This is a genomic window from Scleromatobacter humisilvae (assembly GCF_023231945.1).
GTDB lineage: Bacteria > Pseudomonadota > Gammaproteobacteria > Burkholderiales > Burkholderiaceae_C > Scleromatobacter > Scleromatobacter humisilvae.
Map to the genome: position 1 here is coordinate 1 of NZ_JAJLJH010000020.1, position 23,888 is coordinate 23,888.

The window sequence follows — 23,888 nt, forward strand, 5'->3', positions numbered from 1 at the left end:
CTGCAGTCTTCAGTGAAAGAGCCGCACGAGTCGGCTATGGGGTATCAAGCGGTCTTTCGACCCTTGGCTTACCCCCGGAAGGTCGACCATTGCATGGCCTTTGCCGTGGACACGCCCGTGCCGAACACGCGGCGTGTCCACGCCCGGCGTTACCAGGGCTGCTTGGTCGGCAGGAGGAAGACCTCCGCCACGTTGACGTGACTCGGTGCTTGCAGCGCGAACACCACGGTGTCGGCGATCTCGCCGGCGGTCACGAAGGTCATCTGCTTGCGCAGGCCCTCCATCTGCTGGCGATAGCCTGCATCCGAGACATGCTCGAAGAGTTCGGTGTCGACGGCGCCTGGCTGCAGGCAGGTGACGCGGATGTTGTGCTTCGGAGCGAGCTCCAGTCGCAGTCCCTCCGAGAAGGCCGCGATGGCATGCTTCGTGGCGCAGTAGACCGTCAGGCCCGGGAACACCTTGCGGCCCGCGATGGACGAGGTGTTCACGATGTGGGCCTCACCGCGCCTGATCAGGTGCGGCAGCGCCGCCGCGGTGCTGTTGAGGACGCCCTTCACGTTGACGTCGACCATGCGATGCCACTCGTCCACCTTCAGGGTCTCCACGTCGGAGGCCGGCATCAGGCCCGCGTTATTGAAGAGGATGTCGATGCCGCCATAGGTGGTCAGGAGTTGGTCGACACCGGCCTTCACCGACTCGATGTCCACGACATCCATCTTGATGGCGATGGCCTGCCCACCGGCCTCCTTGATCTGCGCGACGAGAGCCTGAAGCTTGTCCGTCCGGCGCGCCGCCAGTCCGACATTGACGCCGTGCGCCGCCAACTTCACTGCTGTGGCGGCACCGATGCCGCTCGACGCTCCGGTGATCAGCGCGACTTTTCCTTTGAGTTCCATGACAGTTCCTTTGAGTTGGATTTGAGGATCGCGGCAGCGACTGAAGCTCTTATGGCTCTTCTCGCCGCCACGTGGTCATGGTCTCGATTGACACGCCCGCGGTCGCTCGATGTCTTGATCTGACTATCGAAGATTTGCTCTCGGATCAGCCTGTCGGGCTACTGTCCAGCGCGATAGGTGCTCGGCAGGACACCGACTTCGCGACGAAAGACCTGTGCGAAGTGACTCGGGCTCGCGTAGCCGACCTCCAGTCCAACCTCCACCACTGCGCGACTCGTCTCGCGCAGCAGGCGCCGGGCTCGTTCCATTCGCATGCGCGTGAGGTAACGGCTCGGCGCCAGCCCCGTGCTCTTCTTGAACGCGCGCGAGAAGTGGGCTTCGCTCAACTGGGCTTCCCTGGCCAGCCGGCCAAGGTCAAGTTCATCGGACATGCGCGCCTGCATGCTCGCCAGGGCACGGTGGATCTTGAACGCCTGCAATCCACCGTGACGTACGAGCGGTACCAACGTCTCTCCTCGATAGGAGCGCACCAGGTGCACCGCCAGGCTGATCGCTACACCTTGCACGAGCAGGGCGCTTGCCGACTTGCGCATGACCTCGTCGCGCAGCAACTCCATCAGGCTGCACAACACTGGATCGTGTCCTCCCGATATCTCGCGAAGCGCCACCTGCATCCCAGACACGCCCAGGACTTCCGCGGTCGCACGCTGCATCAGCGGCAGGCCCAGGTAGAGGTGGAGCACGCAGAACGGTTCGGGCCCGAGCGTCTTCCAGCGCAGTTCGTAGGGCCTCGGCGTTGTCGTCAGGAAGAAGTTGCCGCGGTGGACATCATTGGCCATCCACTCGCCGCCGAGTTCGCGCTCCTCCACCCTGGCTGCGCCGGAGATGACCCAGACGACGAGCGGCTCGGGCACCGCCGGGATGATCAGGGTCTGCTGGAATGGTTGCCTGACGAAGACCTGCACCAGCAGGTCTCGCCAGGGACGTCTCTTGCTCGAGGCGATGAGGTTGCCAGGGACAAGTTCATCGAGCGCCTCGGGCGTGCCCAATGGGGGCGCGGGTACCGCGATCGCCATCGACTTGGGCATGTGCCTATGAGCGTTGGTCCAGGCCTGCCGTTCGAGCTGGATCAACCGAGATGCGATCCGCTCGCTGCATCGTTGCCTCTGCAACCTTCCTGAAGACCGCGATGGCCGGGTTGAGCGAATCGGATCGCCAGGCAAGAAGCAATTCATACGGCGGCATCCTGTCCTCGATCGGGACATAGGTGACGCCTGCCGGATGCGCACGAGCCACCCACTCGGGGACCAGCGTCACGCCGAGCTCCGCACTCACCAGTGCCAGCAGCGTGTGCATCTGCTCGGCCTCTTGCGCGACGCGCGGAGCAAAGCCCGCGTCGGCGCACGCGGCCACGATGAGATCCAGGATCCGGCTGCGCATGGTTGGCGGGAACAGGACGAAGCGCTCCTCGGCCAGTTCCGCCAGGGCGAAATGCTCCCGGGCTGCCAGGGGATGCGACGCGGGGAGCGCGGCGAGCAGCGGCGCTCCAACGAGAAGTGACGTCGCTATTTCCTGGCCGGGAGGCGGCGACGGCAGGATGCCGATGTCGATCGTCGATGCGCGCAGCGCTTCTGTCTGCGCCACGCGATCCATGGGCTTGAGGATCAGTTCGACCATCGGTCGCTTCGCTCGGAACTCGCGGAGCAGCGGCGGCAGCGTCGACCAGAGGACGTTGTCCACGAAGCCGATCACGAGCCTGCCGACCAGGCCGTCCGCCAGCGCGCGCACGCGCTGCATCCCGGCCTCGACACGCGAGAGGATGGCGCGGGCCTCGGGCAGGAAGACCGAGCCCTGCAACGTCAGCTTCACGCCTTGCCGGGACCGCTGCAGCAGCGAGAAGCCGAGCTCCTGCTCGAGCAGCTTCAGTTGCTGGCTCACTGCCGATTGCACGACGTGCATGCGTTCGGCGGCACGTCCGAAGTGCAACTCCTCCGCGACGGCACAGAAGTAGCGCAGGCGACGCAAGTCCATGAGAACAGGCTCAGATGCCCGGTGAATGCGGAGTTCTCGGCGAACCTCGGAACGACCAATTCTGGTGGCGAGAGATCCGCACCGGCTCTCCCTTTGGGGGTAGGTGGCCGGCCACTTCGATGCCTGAGGCTGGTACCAAGGAAAACGCGGCGCTGCTCGCAGCGCCGCGTCAGGTCGCGTTGAGCCCAAAGGCTCAGATCGCGAAGCCGACGGCCGGCGTCGCCAGGCGGCGCGAGTCGAGGCTGAAGGCGCCGGGGCCGAACGTGACGATCTGCAGGAGGCCGCCGGCCATCGCGATGTTCTTCAGGAAGTGGAACATCTGGTTCTGGTCGCCGAGTGCGTGGTGGAACACGATGGCAGAGATGATCGAGAACACCGCGAGTCCCAGCGATGCCAGGCGGGTGCGGTAGCCGAGGACCAGCATCAGTCCACCGCCGAGTTCGATGGCCAGGGCCCCGAGGTACGAGAGCAGCGGGAAGGGCAGCCCGACGGATGCGATGTAGCCTTGCGTCGCCGCCGGCGCACTCAGCTTGCCGAACGCGCTGACGAGGAAGATCGTCGCGATCAGGACGCGTCCGAGAAGAGGAAGGGCCGAGTTGTTCTGGGTGGTGGTCGTGGTGGTGGTCATGGTGATGCTCCTTGGAGATGAACGTGGTGGTTGAGAAAGTGAAGATTCGGTAGCGCGCCTAGGGGGCGCGACGGCTGGTGCGCAGCGTCTGCCCGATGCGGGCGATCTCGGCCTCGCCGCGCTCGAGCGCGCTGGCTCTCGTGTGCACGGAGTAGTGGCCGAGGACGAGGTCGTGCGGATGCTTGACGGCCGACGCGACGATGAAGTCCGTCTCGCCCTCCGCCGCGAAGTCGAGCGGGGCGTTCGACTCGTTGAAGACGGCCAGCTCGTTGCGGAGCCGTGTCCCGGCGACGGAGAGCGAACCGCGATTGACGTGGGCCCAGGCGACCAGGTGACCCGTGGGCGGCGTGTAGCGCCAGCGCTGGCCGGAAGACAGATGGACGTGCAGCAGGCTGAGTCCTTCCGGCGCGGCTACGGGGCTCGCCAGGCCGTCATGGTTTCCGAGCACGACGCGAGCCGCGCCCGATCGAGGAACCTCCGCCGGCGGCAGGTACTGGCTCCGAGGCTCGGCGTTCTCGAGCGCCGGCGGCAGGGCGACCCAGACCTGGTAGCCATGGAAGCGCTCCGTGCCGACGGGACTGGCGTCGTGCCAGACCCCATTGCCGGCCTGGAGCCATTCGAGGCTGCCGGCAGCGAGTTCGCCAGACGCGCCGGTGGTGTCCTCGTAGCGCATGTTCCCGGACAGCAGCACGGTCAGCGTCGCGATGCCGGAGTGGGGATGCATCGGGAACATCGGGCGACCCGCCGGCGTGAACTCGAAGTGATCCAGGAAGACGAACGGCTTGATCGATTCGCCGATGTCGCCAGGGCTGACGAGCCGCGTGACAGGGCCGTGGGTGCGACCGCTGGTCCGCGCGACGACCTGTCTGGCGGCTTCGGGTTCCGACGTCGGTTGCCGAGCGCTCCGCGGCTTGCGAGCCGACGGTGCATGCAGCGATTCGCCGTCGGAGATGGATCGGTCTGATGTCACTTGAACTTCCTTCTGGGGTGCGATGAGCCTGAAGGTTAGAAGCTGGACATGCTCTGCGGAAGCCTATATGTTTCGATGAGAACCATCTACCGGAGCGATGGATGCTGGACGGCGTATCGACCGATCAACTGCGAACGTTCATTGCGGCCGCCGACGAGGGAAGCTTCTCCGCCGCGGGCCGGAAGTTGCGGCGAGCCCAATCGGTCGTGAGCCAGACCTTGGCCAATCTCGAAGGCCAGATCGGCGTGGCGTTGTTCGATCGCACGAACCGCTACCCGCAGTTGACCGACGCGGGACGAGCGTTGCTGGCCGAGGCGAGGACCGTCGTCAATGGCATGGACGACTTCAAGGCCCGGGCCCGGATACTGGCCGAGGGACTGGAGCCCGAGCTCTCCGTGTCGGTCGACGTGATGTATCCCATGGCATCGTTGACCGTCGCGGTCGGATCGTTCCGCGAGGCCTTCAGGCACACGCCGCTGAGGCTGTATGTCGAGGCCCTGGGGGCGGTCGTTCAACCCGTGATCGATCGCGTCTGTCGGATCGGGGTCATCGGGTCCATGCCCGCGATCCCGGAAGGCATGGATGCTGAAAAGCTGCTCGACGTACCGATGACCACGGTCGCGTCACCAGCCCACCCGCTTGCGGCGCACCACGGGGTCATCGGGCTTCGTGAACTGGCGCGGCACGTCCAACTGGTGTTGACGGATCGGACATCGCTCACGGACGGGCGCAACTACGGCGTCCTGTCGCCGTTGACCTGGCGGCTTGCGGATCTCGGCGCGAAGCATGCGTTCCTGCGCGCCGGGTTCGGCTGGGGTCACATGCCCGTCGCGATGGTCCAGGCCGACCTCGACGCTGGCGACCTCGTGCGTATCCACCCGGAGAACTACCAGCCCGAAACGCCGCCCTTGGCGATGTTCGCGGTCTATCGCAAGGACGAGCCGCCCGGGCCCGCAGGGCGCTGGTTCATCGAACACCTGAAGCAAGGCCACGCCTGATCGGCGGCCACGCGGTGTCCGCCGACCGGCCACGCATCTGCCTCTTTGGAGCGAGGAGCCAAAGCCCATTGGAGGCTATGCGGTCTGACGACGGCGCGGTTCACTCGATGCTTCACAGCGTGGACTCGAGGGACGGCGATGATGCAACCAGGTTTCGAGACGCCAGCTCAGGCGAATCCCGGAAGGTCATCCTCGCTCTGCCGGCCTCGTCTGCCCGCTACGCCGGACATGCTCTTTCTCGATCTGCTCGGCCGGTATCGGAGCCACGGCGGGCTCGCATCGTCGACGGGAATCGCCCTGCTCATGTCCAGGCGCCTGCCCGCGAGCGACGCAGTGCTCTCGGGATGGATCCGAAGCGGCGAGGTCGTGTCGTTGTCCTGGCGCGGCGCCGCGTGGATGCCCATGTTCCAGCTGCAGGCCGTCGGCGACGGCCCGCTGGGGCCGCGCGTCGACGTGCAGCGCGTCGCCGAGGAACTCCGGCCCGTCTGCGACGAGTTGGACCTGTGCGGCTGGTTCGTCGAGCCCAATGGATGGCTGGACGGACGCCCGCCCGTTGCCGTGATCGACGAGAACCTTGAGGCGGTGCGCGCCGCGGCCCGTGCGGACCGATTCGTCCTGCGCGGCTGAGGCCGCGCGAAGCCCCGGCGAACTCGAGCCGCGTGCGTCGCTCGAGACTAGACCGGCACCACCTCGACAGGCACCGCGAAGCGGTAGCCGACGCCCCGCTCCGTGACGATCAGCCGCGGCTTGGCCACGTCCATCTCGATCTTCTTGCGCAGGCGGCCCACCTGCACGTCGACGGAACGCTCGAAGACCTCGGCGTTGTGAACGCGCGAGAGGTCGAGCAGTTGCTCCCGGCCCAGGATCCGTTGCGGCGCCACCAGGAACGCGACCAGCAGGTTGTACTCGCCGATGGACAGCGGCACCGACCGACCTTGCGGACTCGTCAGCTCGCGCAGGCGCACGTTCATCTGCCATCCTGCGAAGCGATAGCCGCGGATGCCTTCCACCGCATCCGCTGCAGACAGGCGCATGCGAGCGCGGCGCAGCAGTGCACGAATGCGCGCGAGCAGTTCGCGCGGCGAGAAGGGCTTGGTCAGGTAGTCGTCCGCGCCAAGCTCCAGGCCCATGACGCGGTCCGACTCGTCCGTGCGGCCGGTGAGGATGATGATGGGAATGGTCGATGTCGCCCGCAGATGCTGGGCGATGGTCAACCCGTCCTCGCCCGGCAGGCGCAGGTCGAGAACGATCAGGTCCACCGCGCCGCGCTCGAGCAGCTCCGGAATCTCCCGGCCGCTGGACACAGCCGTCACGCGCATGTCGTACTCGACGAGGAAGTCGGACACCATCTTGCGAATGGTGGCGTCGTCGTCGACCACCAGGACATGCGGTGCCGTGGTGGCGGTGTCATGGATCTGCACTTGTTGATACGGCATGTCGACTCGTGGGTTCCTTGTTCGGTTCGCGCACGCACGGGCTCGATCGCGCGAGAACCCGTGGCCGGACGCGATTCCATTCCCGGCCCTCTTTGATCATATTTCCAGATCGACGGAAAGGATGGGTCGATTCGTTCGAGAAACTCGATAAGCTGGCGCCATCATCTGCCTGCGACGCAGGGCAGCCTTCCCAGAGTCTCCGCGGTCTTGCCGGACAAACAAGATGAGCCATCCAGGAACCCCGACCCTCGACCAGCTGCGGGTCTTCCTCGCGGTCGTGGATGCCAGCAGCTTCGCTGGGGCTGCGCGCCGCCTGGGGCGATCGACGTCGGTGGTCAGCTACACGATCGCCAATCTTGAAGCCGAGTTGGGCGTCGTCCTGTTCAATCGGGAGACGACACGCAAGCCCCAGCTGACGCAGGCCGGGCGGAGCGTGCTGGCCGAAGTCCGTGTCGTCGCACACGGGATCGATGGCCTTCGTGCAAAGGTGCGAAGCCTGCAGGAGGGCGTCGAGGCCGAGCTCCGTGTCGTGCTCGACGTGATGCTGCCCCAGCAGCGCATCAGCGATGCGATCCGTGCGTTCCACGAGCGCTTCCCGACGGTCGCCCTGCATCTGCGCAGCGAAGCGCTCGGCGCGGTCATGCAGCTCATGCTGGACCGGGCGGCGAACATCGCCGTCTGCGGTCCGCCGGATGTCTCCGTGGATGGCATCGAGCGCATCGACCTCGGATCCGTCCAACTGATTCCCGTTGCCGCGCCTGGTCACCCGCTGGCCCTGGCGCCATCGAATTCGCCCGGCGCGGGCAGGAGCCATGTCCAGCTCGTGCTGACCGATCGGTCGATGCGTACGCAGGGCAGCGACCTGGGCGTCTTCGGCACGCACACGTGGCGCGTTGCCGACCTCGGGACCAAGCACGCGCTCCTTCTCGATGGGATCGGCTGGGGTCACATGCCCATGCCGCTCGTCGCCCAGGACCTCAAGAAGGGCCGGCTCGTCAGGCTCAAGCTGCCGGACGTCAAGGGCGGGGCCTACCGGTTCTTCGGCATCTATCGCGCCGACACGCCGCTGGGACCGGCCGCATCCTTTCTGCTGTCTCGATTCGAGAGCCACTGCGCCGAATAGCCGAGGCGGCCAACTGCTAAGCCTGCCGGATCCTTCTCGGCGACACGCGTGCAGCTCGGCGCGCCGTCGAAGCGGGCACGCCCAGGATGCGCGAGAGATGGGTCGCCAGATCCCGAGTCGAGACGGGCTTGCTGAGCAGCGCGGCCGCCGCGCTGTCCTCATCGTGCGCGATGCCCGGATCATCGATGAAGCCGCTCATCATGAGGACGGGAATGTCCTTGCGAGTCGAACGCAGGGCACGGATGAACGCGCTGCCGGACAGCTCCGGCATGCGCGCGTCCGTGATGATGGCGTCGTAGCGCTCGGGATGCGCACGAAAGGCGGCGAGCGCCTCCGTGCTCGAGGTGAATCCGACCGGAACGTAGCCGAGTCCCACCAGGGTCTCGCAGAGGATCGTGACAAGGGACGGCTCGTCATCGACCACCAGGACCTGCTGGTGGTTGCCGCGTGGTATCGGCAGGGCCTCCAGCGCGTCGTCGCAGATCTCGGTTCGCACGCGGGGCAGGTAGATCGAGAAGGTGGTGCCCCCGTCAGGACGGGAAGCGACGTCGATCGCCCCACTGGCACCGGTCACGATCCCATGGACGAGCGACAGTCCGAGCCCCGTCCCCGCGCCCACCTCCTTCGTCGTGAAGTAGGGATCGAAGATCCGGTCGAGGAGCTCCGGGGCGATGCCGATGCCGTCGTCTGCCACGGACAAGCCCACGTAGCTTCCGCGCGGCAGCGTGGAGGTGAAGCATGTTTTCGGCTCCTCGAAGGCCAGGATGGCCAGGGCGATGCGCAAGACCCCGCCGGACGGCATGGCCTGGATGGCGTTGGTTGCAAGGTTCATCAACACCTGGTGGAACTGGGTGACATTGCCTTGCGCCACGGCGGATTCGGCGTCGATCCGCATCTCGATGCGAACCCCGGCTGGAAGCGTCGAAGACAGCAGTTCGACGACTTCCCGGACGACCGCGCCGAGCTCGACCGGCCCGTTGGATGCGATTCCGGTGCGGCTGAAGGCCAGGATCTGGTCGACGAGGGCACGGCCGCGTCGGCCCGCGACGACGATGTTCTCCAGGTTGCGGCGCAGCCTGCTCCCGCGCCGCGAATCGGCCAGGGCCATCTCCCCGTATCCCAGGATGGCTGCCAGCAGGTTGTTGAAGTCGTGCGCGATGCCGCCGGCCAGCGTGCCGATGGCCTCCAGTCGCCGTGACTGCATGAGCGCGGCCTCGGCGCGCACCAATTGATCGATGTCGCTGACCGATCCCGCGCCGCGGATGGGGCGCCCCTGTTCGTCACGAACGCACAGGCCGCGCACCCGCACCCACCGGTGGATGCCGTCCGGATGCAGGATGCGCCATTGCGCGTCGTACGGCGGCGCGCCCTCCATGAACTGGGTGACGAGCGCGATCTGGTTCTGCATGTCGTCCGGATGGATCTTGACCACCTCGAGCCATGCCGCCATCGGTCGCAGGGCCTCGCCGGGCTCCAATCCGTAGAGTCGCTGCGAGCGCTCCGACAGGAACAGCTCGTTGGTGACCATGTTCCAGTCCCAGATGCCGTCGCTGGATCCCGCGACGGCCAGCGCGTAGCGCTCCTCGGACGCGCGGAGGTCCTCCATGCGCTGGGCATCAAGGGCGTCGAGCGCGGAGTCAGCGGTCCGCAGACTCTCCGAGCCGTTGCCGACTCGAGTCGGCATGCCTTGATCGGTGACCGGGTCGTCGGAATCTGGACGAGGCATGCGTCGGCGCTTTTTCCAAAGTGCAAGAGGTACGACGCGGAGCCGATGCGTCGATGCGCCGTGCCGTCATGAGCGTCCCATTCTGCGCGCTCCGGCAGCGCTGCGGTCGGCCAGCGACAGGCGTCGCCGGTTGATGACGGTTGACACAGACGCTGGATGTGCGGACATGCATTGGACGTGCGCCGGCCGGACACTCATCTCGTTTTCGACGCTCGGTGCCCGCGACGGATCTTCCCGCGAGATGCCGATGCCCGGCCGAGCCACCGGGCGACGAACGGGGCAGCCCCTCATCCTCCATGGAGCCAGAAGCATGAGAAACGCGCCGTACTCGATCGATGTCGACGTGGTCCACGAGTGCGCCGTGATCCGCGCCGGCGTGGCCGGCATGCTCGATCGCCTGCCGGGCTCCAGGGCGTCCCTGGAGGCCGCCTGCCCGGCGGACTACATGAGGTCGCGAACCTGTGCGGACGCTCGCGTCGCGATCGTGAGTCCTGCCGTCGCCGAGCAATTGATGGCGCAGACGCACTTGCGACTCGGGATCCGGCTGATCGTCATCGCGCCCGCATTCGGCGACCTGACCGCGCGCACCGCGCTGCGGAACGGTGTCATGGGACTGCTCCTGCTGAGCGTCGAGCCCGACGAACTCTCGACGGCGGTCAGGCGCGTCTTCCTGGGCGACCACCACGTGACGAGCTCGGTCGCCGCCAGGATCGCGGCCCACCTCTACGCCGAGTCGTTGACCTTGCGCGAACAGGAGATCCTGTCGTTCCTGTCGGATGGATGGTGCAACAAGAGCATCGCCAACGAGCTGGGAATCGCCGTCGGGACGGTCAAGACCCACGTCAAGGCGATCCTGTCCAAGCTGGATGTCGGCAGTCGGACCGAGGCCGTCGTCGTTGCCAGCCGACGAGGAATCGTCGACGGGAATCCGCCCATGACATCGAGAAGCCAGGCGCTCGACGCGGCGCGCATGCACGCGTAGCTGTGTGCGGTGACCTCGCGCTTCCATCCGCTTCTCCGATGGATCGCATCGAGAAATTGAGGCTTGTGCGGTGCCATGGCGGTACCTACTCTCTGGTCACGCAATCCACAGGAGAAACTGCATGAGCAACGACGAATTCAACGGCAAGGTGGTCCTTGTCACGGGCGCCGGATCCGGCATCGGACGCGAGGCCGCACTGGCATTCGCTGCGCGAGGCGCGCTGGTCCATGGCGTCGACCTGAATGAACAGGCGGTCATCGAGACGCGGGCCCTCATCACGAAGCTGGGCGGCAAGGCCGAGGCCATGCGCGTCGACGTCTCGGCGGAACGTGAGGTGGCGGCGCTCATCGAGCACATCGCCGCAAGGTCCGGCCGCCTCGACGTCGCCTTCAACAACGCCGGCATCACGGGCCAGGCGCATCGACTCGAGGACTATCCGACCGCCGACTTCGACAAGGTCATCGCGGTGAACCTGCGCAGCGTGTTCCTCGGCATGAAGTACCAACTGCCGCTGATCAAGAAGGGCGGCGGCGGCGCGATCGTCAACACCGCTTCCGTGGCCGCTCTGACCGGCCCGGGTGGCATGAGCGCCTACGCGGCGTCCAAGCACGGCGTGCACGGTCTGACGCGGGTCGCGGCGATGGAGAACGCGGCGCATCGCGTCCGCATCAACGCGTTGGCGCCGGGCTGGACGGAGACGCCGATGGTGCAGGTCGCCAGCGCGCAGAACCCCGGCTTCGCCAAGCTCGCCACCACCGCCATTCCTGCCAAGCGCGGCGGCCAGCCGAGCGAGATCGCCGCGGCCGCCGTCTGGCTCGCCTCCGACGCCGCCAGCTACGTGATGGGACAGATGCTCGTCGTCGACGGCGGCATGACCATCGGCGGCTTCGAGCTCTGAATCGACATCGACATCCAACAGAAAGAACCAACGACATGAGCACCACCATTCGCTTCCACAAGTACGGCGGCCCCGACGTCCTCCAGGTCGAGGACGACCGCGTCGGCGAGCCCGGCCCGGGCCAGGTGCGCCTGCGCCAGGAGGCCGTCGGCGTCAACTTCATCGACACGGCCTTCCGTCAAGGCATCTTCCCGGCGCCGCTGCCGTCGGTCGCCGGCGTCGAAGGTGCCGGCGTGGTCGACGCCATCGGCCCCGGCGTGAAGAACCTTCGCGTCGGCGACCGCGTCGCCTATTTCCTGGCCCCCGGCAGCTACGCGGCCGAACGGCTGATCGACGCCTCCGCGCTGCTGAAGACGCCGGACGACCTGTCCTCGGAAGAGGTCGTCACGGTGCTGACCAAGGGCCTGACGGCCTGGGCTGGCCTCAACGGCTTCCACCAGCTCAAGCGCGGTGAGATCGTGCTCGTGCAGGGCGCCTCCAGCAGCGTCGGTACCTTGATCGCCCGTTGGGCCAAGGCGCTCGGCGCGATCGTCATCGGTACGGCCGGGTCCGAAGCGAAGCGCGAGGCCATCGCCACGGGCGTCGATCACGCGCTGCTGTCCGGTGATGCGGACCTCGCCGAGCAGATCCATTGCCTGGCGCCCCAGGGCGTGGATGTCGTCTACGAGTTCGTCGGCAAGGCGACCTTCGCCGCCACGGCGGCGGTCGTGCGCGATGGCGGCAAGATCGTCACCATCGGGGCGGCCTCCGGCCAGCCCGCCGTCGATCAGGCCGGCCTCGCGGCGCGCGGTGTCCGAGTGGTCGGCGGACCGATGGCGCAATACGCGCAGCCGTCCATCGAGAAGGCCACCGTCGCGGTCTTCGACGCCTACCGGCAGGGCGTCTTCGGGGACATCGACGTCACGCGCTATCCGCTCGCGCAGGCGGCGCAGGCGCACCACGACATCGCCGAGCGTCGCAAGTCGGGCACGATCGTCCTCATCCCCTGAGCGAAGCCTGGCGCTGCCGCGGCATCCGGCGCGTCATCCCTGCTCGTGGCGCGCGGGCCGCCGATGCCCGCCCGGATCGGCTTCGAAGTGCGCCGCAAGCGCATCAATCAGCCCGCGAACGGCCGGCACCAGGCCGCGCCGTGACGGATAGACCGCATGCACGATCTGCGGCAGCGCCAACTCGGGCAGCACCTGCTCGAGGCGGCCTGCCGCCAGGTCGGCGGCGACCATGGAGCGCGGCAGGTAGGCCAAACCGAGGCCTTCGAGCGCGGCATGGTGCAGCGTTCGCATGTCGTCGGTGAGCAGGCGCGGCAGGTGGGACAGGCGCAGCACCTGTCCATCCGGCTGGATGAACTGCCAGATCTGGCGATCGCCGCCATGCGCCCAGCTCAACGTCGGCAAACGCGTGACGGCGTCGAGGGTCGCGGGGCGTTCATGCTGGGCGAACAGCCACGCGCTCCCGACCAGGATCAACTCCGCCTCGACCAGGGTTCGGACCACCAGGTCCGAGTCGCCAAGAGGGGGCATGCGCACCCTCAATGCCAGGTCGAAGCCCTCGTCCACGACGTTGACGCTACGGTTGGTCGCATCCACCGAGATGCGCACCAGCGGATGGTCGCGCATGTAGCGGCCGATCACGGCACTGACATCGACCTGCAGGAGCTGGATCGGGCAGCTGAGGCGCACCAGGCCATGCGGCTCGGCCCGGGTCTGGTCCATCGACTCCTTCGCCGCGAAGGCCTCGGCGACGACGGCGACGCAATGACGATAGAACGTCTGGCCGGCCTCCGACATCGAGATGCCACGCGTCGAACGATTGAGCAGGCGCACGCCCAGCTGGGCCTCGAGTCCCGAGACGCGCCGGCTGAGCGACGACACCGGCACACCCAGCGCCTTCGCCGCCGACGTGTAGCCGCCATGGTCGACCACCTTGGCGAAGTAGTACATGTCGTTGATGTCTTCGACGCGATCCATGGGGCGGCTCCTGTTGTCGCGTGGCATCCGCGAGGGCCACGACACGCTGCGAAAGGCGCCTGGCGCTTTTGCCGGCAGGCGAACGATGACTTGCTTCGGAGCCGATTGTTGCGGCTCCTCGCGCTGCCTACATTGAAGTCATCGAGCTTGCCGCCTGCCGACATCGGGTCGACATCGGAGGCTCCGGAGACGCATCATGAAGATCTGGGCCTACATCGAAGCACACCACGAGGAATACGGCGTCGCACTGTTCGTGCTGCCTGTTCTCCTGTTGACATTCGTCCTGGGCGCTGCGGCCTATGGCCTGACGCTGCTGCTGTTCGGCTAAGGCTTGCCGAGTCGGCCGTCTTCGGCGAACGGGATCTCTCGGGGTCGAACGGTTCAATCTGAAAGAACGAATGGGAGCTTGCGACGACGGGGCGATCGGCCGTCGCGGCCTTGCGCGCAAGAGAGCCGCGTCCCCGGCTCGCGCGTGGAGCGGGGAAAGCGGTGAGGATGCTTCGAGACGATCTCGCGCATCCCTCGAGGACACGCAGGTCAGATGACCGACAGCAGGCCACCGTCGACGAGCAGCGAGATGCCCGTGACATAGCTGGACATGTCGGATCCCAGCCAGGCGACGGCATCGCCGATCTCGGAGGGCTTGCCCAGGCGGCGCAGCGGCGTACGTTGACGAAAGCCCTCGGTCGCCGCGGCGATGCCGGGGTTGGTGCGCAGCAAGTGCGTGTCGATGGTGCCGGGGCAGACCGCATTCACGCGGATGCCGTCCGGGCCCAGCGCATCGGCCATTGCCTTGGCCATGAGGACGACGCCGCCCTTGCTGGTCGAATACGCCACGGTCATGCCCGCACCGACGATGCCGCCCATGCTGGCCATCAGCACGATGCTGCCGGCCTTGCCATTGGCCTTCATTTGGCGCGCCGCGGCCTGCGCGCCGAACAGCGTGCCGTCCAGGTTCACCGACATCAGCCGATGGAAGTCCTCCTCGGTGACGTCGAACCCGTCGGCCTTGGCCGTGATGCCGGCATTGCAGACCATGACGTCGACACCGCCGAACTCCGCTGCAGCCTCGATGAGGGCGTCGTTGTCCTGGCGCCGGCTCACGTCGGCGCGGACGAAGCGCACGGGAACGCCGAGCGACTCGATTTCCGTGGTGGCTTTCGTGCCACCTTCGCGCGGCGCGTCGCCGATGTCGGAGACGATGACGGCCTTCGCGCCGTGCTGCGCCGCCGAGATCGCCACGGCGCGGCCGATGCCGCTGGCCGCGCCCGTGACGACGACTACCTTGCCTTCAAGAACATTGCTCATGATGGTTCTCCTTGTTGCGGGAATCAGGCCTTCGGGCCCGCGGGCCAGGCGCCCAGCTGCTGCAGCACGGAGAAGAGATTGGCGACGCCCCAGTGCTCGGTGATCTTGCCGTTGCGCACGCGCATGGCGTCGACGGTCTCGAACCGGATCTTCCGGCCGGTCGCCGCAACGCCGAGGAAGTCGCCCTGGTGCGTGCCGTGGTAGGTCTTGTACGTCGTGATGACGTCGCCGTCGGCGCGTTGCCAGTGGATCTCCGCGCGGAAGTCGGGGAACGCCGCGCGCAGCTTCTTGTACAGGCCCAGCGCGCCGGGCTTGTCGGGAGTGCAGTTCGGTTGCGGTGTGTGGTCGAGGAACTTGTCGTCGAACAGTTCGTCGAAGAGCGCCCAGTTGCCGCCGCCCTGGACTTCGTCGGTGTTGCGGCGGATCACGGCCTTGGCCGCGTCGCTGATGTTGGTCATGGTGTTGTCCTGAATGGGTGAAAGATGTTTCGGGGACGAGTTATCCCGCGGCTCGGTGAGCACCGAGCTCGTGTCTTGTCGGGATGCGCCGGCCCTGGGTGCCAGGACCGGCGCCGCTTCTGTCAGCCGAAGAGCTTCGCGGCCGTCTTGGCGACCAGTTCGCCCTGGTGGCGCGCGCCGGCGAGATCGATCGCGCTCGGCTGGCGCGATCCGTCGCCGCCGGCGATCGTCGTGGCGCCGTAGGGTGCGCCGCCGACGATCTCGCTCATGCTCATCTGGCCTTGGTGGCTGTAGGGCAGGCCGACGATGGTCATGCCCAGGTGCAGCAGGTTCGTGATGACGGAGAACAGGGTCGCTTCCTGGCCACCGTGCTGCGTCGCGGTGGACGTGAACGCCGCACCGACCTTGCCATTGAGCGCGCCCCTCATCCAAAGGCCGCCCGTCTGGTCGAGGAAGGCGGCCATCTGCGACGCCATGCGGCCGTAGCGCGTCGGCGTGCCGACGATGATGGCGTCGTAGTGCTCGAGGTCGGCCACGGCGGCGACCGGAGCGGCTTGCTCCAGCTTGAAGTGAGCACTCTTGGCGATTTCCGTGGGTACCGTTTCGGGCACGCGCTTGATGTCGACGGTGGCGCCGGCGCCGCGAGCGCCTTCGGCGATGGCCTGGGCCATCTGCTCGATGTGGCCGTACGACGAGTAATAGAGAACGAGGACCTTGGACATTGGAGACTCCTGGGTGTGGGGGTTGTGCGATCCGAGTGGGTCGCATGCATCAAGAGTGCGGCTCGTCGGCGTTCGGAGAAGCCTGTTTGTCTCGATGGGAGCTATCCGCCGTGTCGATGGATGCGCCAGTCGAGTATGTGTGGCAGGGCAGACGCGCACCTGCCCCCAAAGAGGCAGGACGGCTGCCTCGATGTCGGGACGCGGCGCCGTGCCGGTTGCCGACGCTCAGTCCAGGGTGGCGCGGGCGAGGAAAGGCGCGAGCTGCTCGCGGGCCATCTCCGGCGTCACCACGTCGGCGGGGGCCAGCTTCTCGTACGTGTAGCTCTCCGGATCGTCGTAGATGCGCTCCGCGATGAGCCTGGGTCGCGGCTCGTTCGTGTACGTGAAGATCTGGAAGAGGTGGTGCGTCATGAGGTAGTGCGCGCCCGGATCCGCGCCGACGTCGTGATCGTCGAGGAACGCGCCGGGCACGACGTGGGTCCAGACGGCCTCGGTGGTCACGCCGAAGTCGTCGACGCCCATGTTCATCGTGCGCGCGCCCATCACGTTGGTGCGGGTGCGCGCCGTCTCGCGGTAGAAGCCCTCGACCGCGTCCTTGCCCGAGAGGACGTGCATCATGCGACGATCGCCGACGCGGTACATCGGTACGTCCACGGTCAGTTCCGGCACGATGATCCGGTCCCAGTAGCCTGAAACCTCCAGCAGCAGGTGGCGCAGGTAGTTCTTCAGGATCGCCCGGTGCAGCGGTCGGGTCGTCCGGTGCAGGAAGGCCTCGACCTCCGACGGCCACTTCGTGACGTCGAACTTCGCGGGGACGTGCATCAGCGTCAAGGCATCCGAGGTCGGCATCTCCCGGCCCGGGACTTTTAAGCGCGCATGTTTCATGGATCTACTCCAGCAGGGTTGAACGAAAGAGGATCGAGGAGCGCCCGGAGCGGCCCGGGGTGGTGCCGATCCGCCGCTCGAAGGCATCCGGGTCATCCGTGCGATTCGCGGAACAGGCCCAGCTTCTCCTGCGCGACCCGGTCGGAGAACGAGAAGAGCACGGCTTCGCGCGTGGCCTCCAGCGTGTAGGAGCGCCAGCTCGGGACCGTGATGACGTCCCGGGGCCCGAACTCCAGGCGGACGCCTTCGATCGTGATGGCGCCGCCGCCCTCGAGCGCGACGAAGACACAGGCGTCGCTGGAGCGATACGGCAGCGTCGAGAAGCCCGCGGGCAGCAGGCGCACCATGGTGGCGATGGTGGGCATGGCCCATCCGCCGTCGACCGGGTTCGCGAACCGCAACAGATGCCCATGTCGCGGATCGGGCGCTCCCGCGCGCGCCAGGGCGCGCAGCGCGTCGCGCGTGCGCGCGAACGGATAGTTGAAGACCGGAGAGTTCAGGCCATCAGGCCGGTGGTCCAGCGGCAACAGGCCGCTGCCGTAGCGGGCCATCGCGTCGCCGGTCGGCCGGACCACCGCCGCCTCGGCACCGCCATGGTGTTCTTCGCGGAACGTGCTGTTGAAGAATGCGACCGTCGGGATGTCGAGGCCGTCCAGCCAGACGATGGGCGAATCGCTGTCGTTGCCGTGGTGGTGCCAGGCCCAGGACGGGGTGATGACGAAGTCGCCCTCCTGCATGATCGTCTTCTCGCCATCGACGGCGGTGTAGGCGCCGCCGCCCTCGAGCACCAGGCGCAGGGCGGACTGCGTGTGGCGATGGGCGGGCGCGATCTCGCCGGGCAACAGCAGCTGCAGCCCCGCGTAGAGCGAGTTCGTGATGCGGGACTCGCCCGGAAACGCGGGGTTCTCGAGGATCAGTACCCGGCGCTCCGCCTCCGCGGCCGTGATGAGCCCGCCCGACTCGAAGACGTGCGGGCGGACCTCCTCGTAGCGCCAGCGATGCGGCTGCCCCAGGGCCGCCGGTTCCGGCGGAACCAGGGACTTGAGCCGTGTCCACAGCGGCGCGAGGTTGTCGACCTTGATCCGGCTGTAGTACGCGTCGCGTTCGGCGGACGCGGCGGAATTGACGAGACGTGTTTCCATGGCAGGGGAGGTGGCCGCGCTACGCCGCCACGTAGTCCGGTTGGGCGCTCGGGGCCGCTCGTTGGAACGCCGGATGGGAATTGCAGTACTGCGCGATGCGTCGTATGCGGGGATAGGCGTCGAGGTCGACGGCCATCCGCGACGCGTTGGCCACCTGCGGAACGAGGCAGCAGTCGGCCAGCGTGGGCGACGGGCCCACGCACCATCCGTCGTGATCCGGCAGCAGGCGTTCGAGCGCGCGGAACCCTTCGTGGATCCAGTGGGCGTACCAGGCGCGCTTCTGCGCGTCGGTGACGGCCAGGGTCGACGTGAGGTACTTGAGCACCCGCAGGTTGTCCAGGGGATGGATGTCCGCGGCGATCAGGCAGGCGATCTCGAGCACCTGTTCGCGATGGACCCCATCCGTCGGCAGCAGCCTGGGTTCGGGCGCCAGGCGATCGAGCAGGTCGATGATGGCCAGTGACTGGGTCAGGCGCCGGCCTTCGATCTCCAGGGCCGGCACGAGTCCGTTGGGATTCAGCTGCCGGAACTCGGGCGCATCCTGGTCGCCCTTGCGCAGGTCGACGCCCGCATGCCGCCAGGCCAGTCCCTTCAGCTCGAGCGCGATGCGCACGCGAAACGACGCGGAACTGTTGAAGAATCCGTGCAGCGTGAGGTCCGGGGCCATGATCACCGCACCCTCACGCTCAACTCGCCTAGTCGATCGATGCCGCCGGTCATCGTCTGGCCGCGCAGGACCGGGCCGACGCCTTCGGGCGTCCCGGTGAAGATGAGGTCCCCCGGCCGGAGCTCGAAGTACGTCGACAGGTTGGCCACGATCTCGGGCACCGACCAGATCAGCTTGGACAGGTCGGTGCGCTGGCGATCCTGCCCATCGACCTGAACCCACAGTGCCCCGCGGTCGACGTGCCCGACCTCGCTGGCCCGGTACAGCGGGCCCATCGGCGCAGAGTGATCGAACGCCTTGCCCAGTTCCCAGGGGCGACCCTTGTCTCGCAGCGCGAGTTGCAGGTCGCGCCGCGTCATGTCCAGGCCCACGGCGTAGCCGAACACGTGGGCCGGCGCGTCGGCTACCGAGATGCCGGACCCCGCGCGCCCGATCGCCACGACGAGCTCGATCTCGTGGTGGTACTCGCTGGTCATGGGCGGATAGTCGACGTCCGCCGTCGTGCCGGGGGCGACGTTGACGATGGCGTCGGCAGGCTTGCAGAAGAAGAACGGCGGCTCGCGGCTCGGGTCGAAGCCCATCTCGCGCGCGTGCGCCGCGTAGTTGCGCCCGACGCAGTAGATGCGGCGCACGGGATAGCTCGTGTCGCTGCCCTGGATGGGGACGGCCGGGGTCGGCAGGGTGAATTCGTGGCGCATGGCGCGCTCCTGGTGAGGTTGTCGAGGAAGCCCGGTCAGCGCGCCGCTCGGCGCAATCGCACGGGGGCGGTTTCCTTCAGCGCGAGGACGGCGTGGGCGCCGAGGGCCAAGGCGCACAGCGGCAGGACGACCGCGTGCTCGATGCCGAAGTGCTTGGCGAGGTAGCCTGCCAGCGCCGGTGCAAGGCCGCCGCCGAAGACTTCGCCGATGCCGATGATGAGTCCGGAGGCCGTGCTCATCAGCGTTGCCGGCACCGACTCCGCGGTGATCGGGCCGACCGTCAAGGTCAGCAGGGCGTACAGGCATCCGAGAGCGACCAGGAGGCACAGGAACAGTGCCAGGGGTTGCGGCCCCGTCCTCATGAAGATCCAGAGCGACGCGAATGCGCCGGCCAGCGAGAGCAGCATGACCGGCTTGCGTCCGATGCGGTCGGACAGCGCCGGCAGGACGAGCGAGCCGATCGCGCCGCCGAACCCCATCGAGGACAGGACGAAGCCCATCTGCTCCAGGCTCAGGTGCAGGTGGTCGACGAGATAGTTCGGAAAGAGGGCGGCGACGACGACGATGCAGCACAGCCAGCACAACTGGCAGACGATGCCCAGCAGGACGTTGCGATAGCCGAACACTTCCTGCCAGCGATGCGCGCCCGCGTCGCGCGTGGCGCTGTGCGACGCCACCTCCTGCGTCGACGGCCGTCGCAGCACGCGATGCGACAGGAAGGCGACGAGAAAGCCGGGGATGGACACCATGAGGAAGATCCACGGCCAGTCCATCACTTTCAGCAACTGCGTGACAGCGATCGGAGCCAGGCCCAGGCCCAGCAGCGCGGGCATCATCTGCTGGATGCCGACGTTCAGGCCGTGTCGCCGCGGCGGCGACGCATCCATCGTGGCGATGATGCTGGCCGGAACGAACGCGCCTTCGGCCAGGCCCATCGCGGCGCGGATGACGAGGAGGCTGCCGACACCGCTAGCGAGGCCGCTCAGGCCGGCCAGCATCGAGAACCCCGTGAGCGCGGGCACGAGAACCCGCTTGAAGCCGACCTTGTCCGAGAGCCGGCCGGTGAACAGCGCCGACACGCCCCACGCGATGGCGAGCGCGCCGGTGATGTGCCCCAGGTCCTGGTAGTCGAGCTTCAGATCTCGCATGAGAAGAGGCATCAGGGGCACGATCAGGAACCGATCGATGCCGACCAGTCCGAGCCCCAGCGACATGAGCGCCACGGCCTTCCACTCATAGCTCGTCGGTCGCGTCCGCTCGGGGGCGGACTCTTCGGCTGCCAAGGAATTCCGGGCCAGTGGAATGAAAGTCATGACGTCTCCGCGACGAAGTTGCCGTGCCAGCGAGAGAGACGATCCCGGCTCCGAGGAGCATCGGCCGGGAGCGCATTCGCTTCGGGGTGAGACGAAATATCGCCGCGGCCTCCATCAGCGTCCAACGATGAATAGTGACCTGGTGATCTCGAAATCAGATCAGCCGGAGGGCTCCGCGGCCTACAGGTCAGGATCGAAGCCGATGCCGTATGCGAAGACCACCGGTCGATTCTTCGGCAGTGCAGTGCGAGGCATGCGCCACTTTGGAGAGAGCCGCCTTGCCTCATGGGAGCAATGCGGCTGGAATCGCGCCAACTGACACAGAGCCCGCATAGTCATCGGCAAGCCGTTGACTTGAATCAGGCGGGCGGTTCGTTTATGGAGAGGGTGCTGTAAGCTGCTTGGACGCCGTCAGCGTCCCCCGATTGCGCGGCGGTTCGACGGGAGTCCAGCATGAGCGAGAGTGGCCACGCGACCAGCACCGTTCACCCGCATCGGGTTCGTCCCGTCACGGGTCGCGACCCGGAGGAACGCGGTCGCACCGCGACGACGCTCGAGCTGCTCTACGACCTGGTGTTCGTGGTTGCCATCGGACAGACCGCCGACCAGTTCGCCCACATGCTCGCTCTCGGCCACGTCGCCGCCGCCATCGGCGCATTCCTGTTCTCGATGTATGCGGTGTTGTGGGCCTGGATCAGTTTCTCGTGGTTCGCGTCGGCGTTCGACACGGACGACTGGGTGCATCGCCTGGCGACGATGGTGCAGATGGTGGGCGCCACCATCCTGGGGCTGGGCGTCCCGGCGGTATTCCACTCGATGGACGTAGGGCAGGGCCTGGACAACGGCGTGATGGTCGTGGGCTACGTCGTCATGCGCGTAGCGATGGTCTTCCAGTGGTTGCGGGCGGCGCGGCAGAGCCCGCGCTATCGCAAGACATGCCTGGCCTACATCTGGACCATCGTGATCGCGCAGCTCGGCTGGGTGGCAACCAGCCTTTTGCCGCTGTCCCTGCCACGGATGGCCGCTGCCGGCAGCGTGCTGCTTCTCATCGAACTGCTCGGCCCCTATCTGGCGGAGACGCGCCTCGGCGGGACGCCCTGGCATCCGCACCACATCGCCGAGCGATACGGCGGGCTCGCGATCATCGCGCTGGGCGAAGGTGTCGTCGGCACGGTGGCATCCCTGTCTGCCGTCGTCGAAGCCCAGGGATGGACCCTGGATGCCGTGCTCGTCGCAGTCGCTGGACTCGGGCTGACCTTCGGCATGTGGTGGAAGTACTTCCTCATCTCGGCCGGGGACATCCTGCACGCCCGTCGCGAGCGTGCCTACAAATGGGCGTACGGCGGCATGCCCATCGTCGCCGCGATCGCGGCGACCGGCGCCGGGCTGCACGTCGCGGCACTGTTCATCGCGCACCATGCAGAGATCGGGCCGGTTGCCGTCGTCCTGTCGCTCGCGATCCCGGTCGGAGCCTACATGCTCGGCGTCTACTGGCTCTACGGCGTGCTGTACGGCGAGATCCACCCGTTCCACATGCTGCTGTTGGCGATCACGATGGCGGTGCTGGTCGCCGCGCCCCTGCTGGCGGCAACGGGCTTGTCCATGGCCCTTTGCCTGCTCGTCGTGATGGTCGCGCCGGCAATCAGCGTCATCGGCTACGAGGTCCGTGGCTACCGGCACGTCTCGGCCGCGTTGCGTCAGGCAACCAGGACTTGACTCGCATCAAGGAACGGCCGGCCCGCCGGAGTCGCAGGGCGCCCGACGGGCGGTCAATCGCCAGCCGGCGCCGCGATAGCTGAAGCGGCAGCGGTTCGACCGCATGCCCGGTGCCACCGGGGTGCTGGATGCCGTTCAGGCGAGTTCGCTCAGGGCGTCCGACCCCACTCGACAGCCTCGCTGCCGGGCCAGCGTTCCGGATGGCGCAAGGATGCTTTGCCCGCACGCGGGTTTTCGCGAGGCCGGTGGAGTACTACCTTTGAAGCACTCGAACCAGCAGCGCTTCAAGGCAAATCATGACAACCCAACCCGTAGCCAGCCGCGTGGCGTTCCGCCCGACGCGCGTCTCGGCGCCACGCAGCAAGGCCCTCCTGGCGTCCGGCGGCGACGACGCAGTCCTCGCGAAGCTCCACAGCGTCGGCGTGCAGGCGGCGATGGCCATCCTGCTCTCCATCTTCGGTCTCGGATCCGCGATGGGTCAATCGATCGCCTCCGACATGACGCTCGGCGCGAACACGCAGGCCACGAGAGACCGCGTCATCGCCGAGATGCGTGAGGCGCGCGAGGACGGGACGATGAAGCGCTGGTCCCCGGTACTCCTGGAACTGCCGTACCGGGCGCCTGCGCGCCGCAGTCGCTTCGAGCCCATCGCGATGCGCCGGCACCAAGGCGCGACCACTCAACACCTGGATGGCACGCCGCCCTCCGATCCTTCATCCACCGCCGCATCCGTTGCGGATTGAATCGTCGCTCACAACCCGGAGACTCGCTATGACAAATCCGACTCGCCCACTGATCGGGCCGAAGCCGCTGCATTACGTCAATTCGGTTCGTACCGATATTCGCAGAACTTTCCGTCGCTTTCGCCTGCTGGACTATCTGCGTCGCCACAACGGGATCGGCATCGCCTCTTTGGCCGTGCCGTCCGCCCGAACGACCGCCGCTTGAAGCCGCGCGCTCACAACAGGCATCCACCCACGCTTGTCCTGCAAGGGATCCACGCATCAGGAATCACCATGTCCCAAATTCTAAAACTTCTCAAGTCACTCCGCGAGGAATCGCCCGTCGCCGTCGTCGTCCTCCCCATCGCGGCGTTCGTCTTCATCACGTCGTCCTTCGGGTATGTCGCCCTGACGATCGCCAACCGTTGACGCCACAGTTGCAGATACTCGTCGACTGGTCATGCCTGGGTACCGCGCAACCTATTCGCGCGCTCGTGACCGTGGCCTCGAGTCCGCGGGCCGGCCCTGATGAGCCAACGCTGTGACGGGCATTTCTGCTATCGGGCTTGAACCGGACGCATTCCTTGGCAGACCCAGGGCTGCAA

At 67.0% G+C, this 23,888-nt stretch carries 27 protein-coding genes; 11 read left to right on the top strand and 16 right to left on the bottom strand.

The annotated features are described in order from the left end of the window. Window positions 1-149: 149 nt before the first annotated feature. From LPC04_RS28820 to LPC04_RS28840, 5 genes are all read right to left on the bottom strand, one after another. Window positions 150-896: an SDR family oxidoreductase gene (locus LPC04_RS28820; RefSeq protein WP_275685789.1), complete on the bottom strand. Its 747-nt coding sequence runs from the start codon at window positions 894-896 to the stop codon at window positions 150-152. 158 nt (window positions 897-1,054) lie between these two features. Beyond that, window positions 1,055-1,984 carry a helix-turn-helix domain-containing protein gene (locus LPC04_RS28825; RefSeq protein WP_275685790.1) on the bottom strand — a complete coding sequence of 310 codons (930 nt, stop codon included), beginning with the start codon at window positions 1,982-1,984 and terminating at the stop codon, window positions 1,055-1,057. Between the two features lie 4 nt (window positions 1,985-1,988). Then, window positions 1,989-2,927, bottom strand: a complete 939-nt coding sequence (locus tag LPC04_RS28830) for a LysR family transcriptional regulator (RefSeq protein WP_275685791.1) — start codon at window positions 2,925-2,927, stop codon at window positions 1,989-1,991. A 193-nt stretch (window positions 2,928-3,120) separates the two neighbouring features. Next, window positions 3,121-3,555: a DoxX family protein gene (locus tag LPC04_RS28835; protein ID WP_275685792.1), complete on the bottom strand. Its 435-nt coding sequence runs from the start codon at window positions 3,553-3,555 to the stop codon at window positions 3,121-3,123. 58 nt (window positions 3,556-3,613) lie between these two features. Next, entirely contained in the window at window positions 3,614-4,525 is a 912-nt protein-coding gene (locus LPC04_RS28840; RefSeq protein WP_420854786.1) for a pirin family protein, read from the bottom strand. Between the two features lie 101 nt (window positions 4,526-4,626). Here LPC04_RS28840 and LPC04_RS28845 point away from each other — a divergent pair, with 101 nt between their 5' ends. Next, window positions 4,627-5,523 (top strand): LysR family transcriptional regulator, encoded by an 897-nt coding sequence (locus LPC04_RS28845; protein ID WP_275685793.1) that lies wholly within the window; start codon window positions 4,627-4,629, stop codon window positions 5,521-5,523. Between the two features lie 141 nt (window positions 5,524-5,664). Continuing rightward, window positions 5,665-6,150, top strand: a complete 486-nt coding sequence (locus LPC04_RS28850; protein ID WP_275685794.1) for a hypothetical protein — start codon at window positions 5,665-5,667, stop codon at window positions 6,148-6,150. Between the two features lie 47 nt (window positions 6,151-6,197). Here LPC04_RS28850 and LPC04_RS28855 read toward each other — a convergent pair whose 3' ends face one another. Then, on the bottom strand, window positions 6,198-6,902 hold the full coding sequence (locus tag LPC04_RS28855; protein ID WP_338055497.1) for a response regulator: 705 nt from the start codon (window positions 6,900-6,902) through the stop codon (window positions 6,198-6,200). 280 nt (window positions 6,903-7,182) lie between these two features. On the opposite strand from LPC04_RS28855, the gene LPC04_RS28860 reads away from it, so the two are divergent. Then, window positions 7,183-8,082, top strand: a complete 900-nt coding sequence (locus LPC04_RS28860; protein ID WP_275685796.1) for a LysR family transcriptional regulator — start codon at window positions 7,183-7,185, stop codon at window positions 8,080-8,082. 16 nt (window positions 8,083-8,098) lie between these two features. Here LPC04_RS28860 and LPC04_RS28865 read toward each other — a convergent pair whose 3' ends face one another. Continuing rightward, window positions 8,099-9,766, bottom strand: coding sequence for a PAS domain-containing sensor histidine kinase (locus LPC04_RS28865; RefSeq protein ID WP_275685797.1), 1,668 nt, complete (start codon window positions 9,764-9,766; stop codon window positions 8,099-8,101). A 208-nt stretch (window positions 9,767-9,974) separates the two neighbouring features. Here LPC04_RS28865 and LPC04_RS28870 point away from each other — a divergent pair, with 208 nt between their 5' ends. The 3 genes from LPC04_RS28870 to LPC04_RS28880 all read left to right on the top strand — a co-directional run bounded on the left by LPC04_RS28870 (window position 9,975) and on the right by LPC04_RS28880 (window position 12,677). Beyond that, complete coding sequence (locus tag LPC04_RS28870) at window positions 9,975-10,790, top strand: response regulator transcription factor (protein ID WP_275685798.1); 816 nt, start codon at window positions 9,975-9,977, stop codon at window positions 10,788-10,790. A gap of 121 nt (window positions 10,791-10,911) precedes the next feature. Beyond that, window positions 10,912-11,688, top strand: coding sequence for an SDR family NAD(P)-dependent oxidoreductase (locus LPC04_RS28875; RefSeq protein ID WP_275685799.1), 777 nt, complete (start codon window positions 10,912-10,914; stop codon window positions 11,686-11,688). 35 nt (window positions 11,689-11,723) lie between these two features. Further along, window positions 11,724-12,677: a zinc-binding dehydrogenase gene (locus tag LPC04_RS28880; protein WP_275685800.1), complete on the top strand. Its 954-nt coding sequence runs from the start codon at window positions 11,724-11,726 to the stop codon at window positions 12,675-12,677. Window positions 12,678-12,710: 33 nt separating this feature from the next. Here the strand turns inward: LPC04_RS28880 and LPC04_RS28885 are convergent, their stop codons facing one another. Continuing rightward, a complete protein-coding gene (locus LPC04_RS28885; protein ID WP_275685801.1) occupies window positions 12,711-13,625 on the bottom strand; it encodes a LysR family transcriptional regulator in 915 nt (304 codons plus the stop codon). 223 nt (window positions 13,626-13,848) lie between these two features. Between LPC04_RS28885 and LPC04_RS28890 the strand changes: the two genes are divergently transcribed. Next, window positions 13,849-13,980, top strand: coding sequence for a hypothetical protein (locus LPC04_RS28890; protein WP_275685802.1), 132 nt, complete (start codon window positions 13,849-13,851; stop codon window positions 13,978-13,980). Between the two features lie 209 nt (window positions 13,981-14,189). Here LPC04_RS28890 and LPC04_RS28895 read toward each other — a convergent pair whose 3' ends face one another. The 8 genes from LPC04_RS28895 to LPC04_RS28930 all read right to left on the bottom strand — a co-directional run bounded on the left by LPC04_RS28895 (window position 14,190) and on the right by LPC04_RS28930 (window position 20,845). After that, window positions 14,190-14,960, bottom strand: coding sequence for an SDR family NAD(P)-dependent oxidoreductase (locus LPC04_RS28895; protein ID WP_275685803.1), 771 nt, complete (start codon window positions 14,958-14,960; stop codon window positions 14,190-14,192). Between the two features lie 23 nt (window positions 14,961-14,983). After that, window positions 14,984-15,418, bottom strand: coding sequence for an ester cyclase (locus LPC04_RS28900; RefSeq protein WP_275685804.1), 435 nt, complete (start codon window positions 15,416-15,418; stop codon window positions 14,984-14,986). A gap of 122 nt (window positions 15,419-15,540) precedes the next feature. Beyond that, the gene (wrbA, locus tag LPC04_RS28905; RefSeq protein WP_275685805.1) at window positions 15,541-16,140 is read right to left on the bottom strand and encodes an NAD(P)H:quinone oxidoreductase; all 600 of its coding nucleotides are present in this window, start codon (window positions 16,138-16,140) and stop codon (window positions 15,541-15,543) included. Between the two features lie 225 nt (window positions 16,141-16,365). Then, window positions 16,366-17,025 (bottom strand): hypothetical protein, encoded by a 660-nt coding sequence (locus LPC04_RS28910; protein ID WP_275685806.1) that lies wholly within the window; start codon window positions 17,023-17,025, stop codon window positions 16,366-16,368. 92 nt (window positions 17,026-17,117) lie between these two features. Beyond that, window positions 17,118-18,167: a gentisate 1,2-dioxygenase gene (gene gtdA, locus LPC04_RS28915; protein ID WP_275685807.1), complete on the bottom strand. Its 1,050-nt coding sequence runs from the start codon at window positions 18,165-18,167 to the stop codon at window positions 17,118-17,120. Window positions 18,168-18,186: 19 nt separating this feature from the next. Further along, a complete protein-coding gene (gene maiA / locus LPC04_RS28920; RefSeq protein WP_275685808.1) occupies window positions 18,187-18,834 on the bottom strand; it encodes a maleylacetoacetate isomerase in 648 nt (215 codons plus the stop codon). 2 nt (window positions 18,835-18,836) lie between these two features. Further along, a complete protein-coding gene (locus LPC04_RS28925) occupies window positions 18,837-19,532 on the bottom strand; it encodes a fumarylacetoacetate hydrolase family protein (RefSeq protein WP_275685809.1) in 696 nt (231 codons plus the stop codon). A gap of 35 nt (window positions 19,533-19,567) precedes the next feature. After that, window positions 19,568-20,845 (bottom strand): MFS transporter, encoded by a 1,278-nt coding sequence (locus LPC04_RS28930; protein WP_476748707.1) that lies wholly within the window; start codon window positions 20,843-20,845, stop codon window positions 19,568-19,570. A 453-nt stretch (window positions 20,846-21,298) separates the two neighbouring features. Between LPC04_RS28930 and LPC04_RS28935 the strand changes: the two genes are divergently transcribed. From LPC04_RS28935 to LPC04_RS28950, 4 genes are all read left to right on the top strand, one after another. Further along, window positions 21,299-22,561, top strand: coding sequence for a low temperature requirement protein A (locus tag LPC04_RS28935; protein WP_275685810.1), 1,263 nt, complete (start codon window positions 21,299-21,301; stop codon window positions 22,559-22,561). A gap of 296 nt (window positions 22,562-22,857) precedes the next feature. Then, window positions 22,858-23,304, top strand: coding sequence for a hypothetical protein (locus tag LPC04_RS28940; protein ID WP_275685811.1), 447 nt, complete (start codon window positions 22,858-22,860; stop codon window positions 23,302-23,304). A gap of 28 nt (window positions 23,305-23,332) precedes the next feature. Next, window positions 23,333-23,509 (top strand): hypothetical protein, encoded by a 177-nt coding sequence (locus LPC04_RS28945; RefSeq protein WP_275685812.1) that lies wholly within the window; start codon window positions 23,333-23,335, stop codon window positions 23,507-23,509. 68 nt (window positions 23,510-23,577) lie between these two features. Then, window positions 23,578-23,712, top strand: coding sequence for a hypothetical protein (locus tag LPC04_RS28950; RefSeq protein WP_275685813.1), 135 nt, complete (start codon window positions 23,578-23,580; stop codon window positions 23,710-23,712). The last annotated feature ends 176 nt before the right edge of the window (window positions 23,713-23,888 follow it).